The sequence below is a fragment of the Ilumatobacter sp. genome, from assembly GCF_041688325.1.
GTDB lineage: Bacteria > Actinomycetota > Acidimicrobiia > Acidimicrobiales > Ilumatobacteraceae > Ilumatobacter_A.
In genome coordinates, this window is sequence record NZ_JBDNIJ010000226.1 from 1 (window position 1) to 4,542 (window position 4,542).

Below are 4,542 nucleotides of genomic sequence, written 5' to 3' on the forward strand. Positions count from 1 at the left end.
GCCGGTGTCTCCGGTCCAGAGGTATCCGGCGAGGCCGTAGTCGACATCGTTCGCGATTCGTACCGCCGCAGCTTCGGTGTCGAATGGGATGGCGGTGAGGACCGGGCCGAAGATCTCTTCCTGTGCGATCGCCATGTCGTTCGTTGCGTTCGTGAACAGCATCGGATTGACGTAGTAGCTGGCCGGGTCTTGCCGCTCGCCGCCGCCGACGAGCACCGTGGCGCCAGCGTCGTTCGCCTTGGCCTCGTAGCTCCGCACCTTGGCGCAGTGCCGCGGGTGGATGAGCGGCCCGATCTCGGTCGACGGGTCAAGTGGGTGGCCAACTTTCAGCGCCTGTACTCGCTGCCCCAACTTGGTCACGAACTCGTCGTGAATCGTCGACTGGATGAGTACGCGGCTTGACGACGTGCAGCGCTCACCGTTGAGGCTGTAGATCATGAACATGACGGCGTCGAGCGCTCGCTCCAGATCGGCATCGTCGAACACGATGACCGGGTTCTTGCCACCGAGTTCGAAGTGCACACGCTTGAGTGTCGGCGCGCCCTGCGCCTGGATCATGGAGCCGGTCGACGACTCTCCGACGAATGCGATTGCCTTGATGAGCGGGTGTTCGGTGAGCGCCTTGCCGGCCGACTCGCCGAAGCCGTGCACCGTGTTCAGCACGCCAACTGGCAGGCCTGCTTCAAGTGCGATCTCCGACAGCATCGCAGCCGAGTACGGGCTCCACTCGGCTGGCTTGTGAACGACCGTGCAGCCGGCTGCGAGCGCCGGAGCGATCTTCCAGGTCGACAGCATGAAGGGCGTGTTCCACGGTGTGATCACACCAACTGGGCCGAGCGCCTTCCGGCTGGAGAAGTTGACGTGGTGTTCGTCAGGCATCGACCGACCATTGTTCGCATCGGGTGCGTGATCTGCAAAGAAACGAAAGTTCTCCGCCCCGCGGATCGCGGCAGCCGACATAAAGCGAATCGTCTGGCCGGTGTCGACACATTCCACCGCAGCGATGTCGTCAGCTCGAGCCTCGATCAGGTCGGCAACACGGTGGAGAATATTCTTTCGCTCTTTGCCGGTGCGCCCCGACCAGTCGGCAAACGCGTCGTCGGCCGCACGCGCCGCTGCATCGATGTCAGCCGCATCGCCCGAGGCAACAGATCCAAGTATCGACGCGTCAACCGGCGAGTGATTCTCGAACGTCTCACCACTCACGCTCGCTGTCGGTGCACCGCCAATGAGGTGCCGCAGCGGCGAGTCTTTGAAGCGCGCAACTGCCGCCGTTGCGATCGCCTGATATTCGTCGAAGGTCTTGTCTGCGGCCATGTGTTTCTCCGTCGGTCGGTTTGCTCGGTGTCACACTCATGTCACACTCAGGTCGTGGGGTTGCGCGTTGCGATGTGGGCGCGCAGGTGATTGTGATTGAGGCGCATCGCAGGGTCGATCTCTTGGATCTCGACGCTCAGCATCATGTGGTCTGCTGCCTCGCCGACGGTGGCCTCGATGGCCTCCATGAGCGCGTCTATCAGCAACTGCTTCTCGTCGTCGCTCCGGCCAGGCCCGAGGCCCAGCGTCAACGCGATGAAAGCGTTATCCGGATGGCGATCACCGATCACGTAGCTGTCTCGGCAGGCTGCCCGGGTCCGCAGTGCGTCGATCGGCGCGAGACCTGTCTCAAGCGCGGCAGCGTGGACGGCTTCGAGGATGAGCGGGACGTTCTCGACGTTGGCCGAGTGCTCGACGATCAGATGAGGCATTGACCACAGTTATATAACATGTTAGATATAAGTGCAACATGAAACTGCTCAGCTTCTCCCACCGAACTGAAAAAGGAGCGAACCGGGCCAGCTTTGGCATCGCCACCGGTGTCGATGGAGCTGACGGCATCATCGACCTCGGCGATCGACTGGACGGCGTCCGCGATCTGTCGGACCTCCTGGCACAGGAGCGCGTCAGTGAGGCTCGCATCGTCTCGGAGTCGGCCACGCCGAAGCTCTCGGTGGACGACATCACCTTCGAACGCACGCTCCCCTCGCCTGGCAAAATCTTCTGTATCGGCGTGAACTACGGCGGCCGGAACGCCGAGTACAAAGACGGCGAGGACAGCCCCGACAAGCCGAGCGTGTTCGTCCGCTTCCCGAGCTCGTTCACCGGCCACGAGCAACCCCTGGTCCGCCCGCCCGAGAGCGAGCAACTCGACTACGAAGGCGAGATCGTCGCCGTCATCGGCATTGGCGGTCGCCGCATCAAGCGCCAAGACGCTCGTCAGCACATCGCGGGCCTCGCTCTCGGCAACGAAGGCACCATTCGCGACTGGGTGCGACACGCCAAGTTCAACGTGACGCAGGGCAAGAACTGGGAGAGCTCGGGAGCCATTGGACCGTGGATGGTCACGCTCGATGAGATCGGCGACTTCGAGAACCTGCACCTCACCACACACGTCAACGGCGAGCTCCGTCAAGACGACACGCCAGCCACTATGGCGTATCCGATCGAGTACCAGATCGAATATCTCTCCACGTTCTGCACGCTGGAGCCTGGCGACATCATCTTCACTGGCACACCCATCGGGGCCGGTGCACGGTTCGATCCGCCAAAGTTTCTGGTCCCCGGCGACACCATCGAGGTGCACGTTCCGGAACTTGGAACCCTGCGCAACGGTGTCCGCGATGAGTGAAGCACTCGTTGCGACCATCCCGTTGCGGGCATTCGAAGACTCGCTCCCCATGGCGCTCATGCGGGCCCGCGAGTCCGTGATGCGGTACTTCCGCCCTGCCCTCAGCGACCGCGACCTGACGGAGCAGCAGTGGCGCGTCCTCCGGGCATTGCGCGATGCAAAGCTCCCAATGTCGGTCGGCGAACTGGCCGACCGCACTTTTCTCCTCGGGCCGAGCCTGTCGCGGATGCTGGCGTCGATGGACGAGCGTGGCCTGATCGAACGCGCGACTGCACCCGACGCCCGGCGCGCTGAGATCAGCATCAGCACGCGAGGCCTCGAGCTCGTCAGTGAAATCGCACCATCAAGCGAACGCGCCTACGGCCGAATCGACGCCCTCCTCGACCCGGGCGAACTCGACGTGCTGTACGGCCTCCTCGCGAAACTGTCGACCGACGACCAACCAACCGACGGCCAACCAATTCGAAATCAGGTGAACCTGTGAGTTCGAACAGCTACCACGCGGCTCCCGACACGATCGCGGCACCGCCACCTGGGTGCCCGATGCATGCTTCGTGGTCGCCGTTAAGCGACGACTACTTAGCTGACCCCTACCCCATCGCTGCTGCGCTTCGCGACGAGCACCCGGTGTTCTACGCCGAGCAACTGGGTCATGTCGTGGTCACCAGAATGGAGGACATCGAGCACGTCTTCATGCACCCCGACGTGTTCGCCTCGACCAACGTGCAAGACCCCATCTTCCCGCTCGCTCCCGAGGCCAACGCCGTACTGAGTGCTGCCGACTTCGATCCGATCGCCGTGATGTCGAACCGGCCCGAGCCCGACCACGCTCGCATTCGCGTTTTCACCCGTCAGGGTTTCTCAAACCGCCGCCTCAAGGCGCTCGAGGACTACATGCGCGACCGGGCCACGGCCTTGCTCAACGACATGGTCGCGAGCGGCAACTCCGCCGACTATGTGGCCGCGCTTGCCTTTCCCCTGCCCGCCGAGATCGTCTTCCGCCTCATCGGCTTCCCCGAAGAGGACGACCGGATGATCAAGTCGTGGTGCGGCAACCGCAAGGCCTTTTCGTGGGGCCAGCCAACCGCTGCCGAGCAGACCGAGATCGCCGAAGGGATGCTCGCCTACTGGCGTTATTGCCGCGACTTCGTCGCCCAGCGCCGCGACGAACGCCACGACGACTTCACGTCCGAACTCCTCGATGCACACGATGCCGACCCCGACCCGGCGAACGGCACCGGCATCTCGTACCGCGAGGTCGAGTCAGTCGTGTACGGCATCTCGTTCGCCGGGCACGACCCGGTGACGGCACTGCTGTGCAACACGCTGCGCTGCCTCCTCCCGCGCCGCGAGCAGTGGGACGCACTGTGCGCCGATCCATCGTTCGCAGCCGCCGCTGTCGAAGAGACGCTGCGTTTCGAGTCCAGCCAGATCTCGTGGCGGCGTATCACCACCCAAGCAACCACGCTCGGTGGCGTCGATCTGCCTGCCGGCACGAAGCTGATGCTCAACTTCGCGTCAGCCAACCACCAACCTGATCTCTTCGAGAACCCTGGCACGTTCGACATCACCCGCGGCCTCAAGGGCGGCGGTGCGAGCCGCCACATCTCGTTCGGCAAGGGCATCCACTTCTGCCTGGGCGCCGGCCTCTCTCGGATGGAGGCCCGCATAGCCCTCGAGCTGCTGTCCCAACGCCTTCCATCGCTGCGGCTTGCCGAGAACCCCGACGGATCTGAGCAAGACTTCAGCTTCTTCCCGAACATCACCTTTCGTGGCCCCGACGTACTGCATTTGGAGTGGGACGGATGAGCCTCTACGCCGTACAGAAGTTCCTCTACGAACTGAACCGTTCCGAGCAGATGCAGGCTCGATAC

5 protein-coding genes are annotated in these 4,542 nt (G+C 63.3%); 3 read left to right on the forward strand and 2 right to left on the reverse strand.

The window, feature by feature from the left end; translation table 11 throughout:
* Together hpaE and ACH2EI_RS13015 are read right to left on the reverse strand one after the other, a co-directional pair.
* Positions 1-1,317: 5-carboxymethyl-2-hydroxymuconate semialdehyde dehydrogenase (hpaE, locus tag ACH2EI_RS13010; RefSeq protein WP_395160318.1), on the reverse strand; the 1,317-nt coding region annotated here is incomplete at its 3' end.
* 47 nt (positions 1,318-1,364) lie between these two features.
* Positions 1,365-1,748 (reverse strand): hypothetical protein, encoded by a 384-nt coding sequence (locus ACH2EI_RS13015; protein ID WP_395152110.1) that lies wholly within the window; start codon positions 1,746-1,748, stop codon positions 1,365-1,367.
* Positions 1,749-1,786: 38 nt separating this feature from the next.
* Here ACH2EI_RS13015 and ACH2EI_RS13020 point away from each other — a divergent pair, with 38 nt between their 5' ends.
* Genes ACH2EI_RS13020 through ACH2EI_RS13030 form a run of 3 tightly spaced genes read left to right on the forward strand, consistent with a single transcriptional unit; the run spans position 1,787 to position 4,477 of the window.
* Positions 1,787-2,668, forward strand: a complete 882-nt coding sequence (locus tag ACH2EI_RS13020) for a fumarylacetoacetate hydrolase family protein (protein WP_395152108.1) — start codon at positions 1,787-1,789, stop codon at positions 2,666-2,668.
* Positions 2,661-3,152, forward strand: a complete 492-nt coding sequence (hpaR, locus tag ACH2EI_RS13025; RefSeq protein ID WP_395152106.1) for a homoprotocatechuate degradation operon regulator HpaR — start codon at positions 2,661-2,663, stop codon at positions 3,150-3,152. The genes ACH2EI_RS13020 and hpaR overlap by 8 nt, the downstream gene beginning before the upstream one ends.
* A complete protein-coding gene (locus ACH2EI_RS13030) occupies positions 3,149-4,477 on the forward strand; it encodes a cytochrome P450 (protein WP_395160320.1) in 1,329 nt (442 codons plus the stop codon). The genes hpaR and ACH2EI_RS13030 overlap by 4 nt, the downstream gene beginning before the upstream one ends.
* Positions 4,478-4,542: the final 65 nt, after the last annotated feature.

Bases quoted from the DNA above. Each gene is read 5' to 3' on its own strand.
- ACH2EI_RS13015 (WP_395152110.1), bottom strand. From the start codon at position 1,748: ATGCCTCATCTGATCGTCGAGCACTCGGCCAACGTCGAGAACGTCCCG.
- ACH2EI_RS13020 (WP_395152108.1), top strand. From the start codon at position 1,787: ATGAAACTGCTCAGCTTCTCCCACCGAACTGAAAAAGGAGCGAACCGG.
- hpaR (WP_395152106.1), top strand. From the start codon at position 2,661: ATGAGTGAAGCACTCGTTGCGACCATCCCGTTGCGGGCATTCGAAGAC.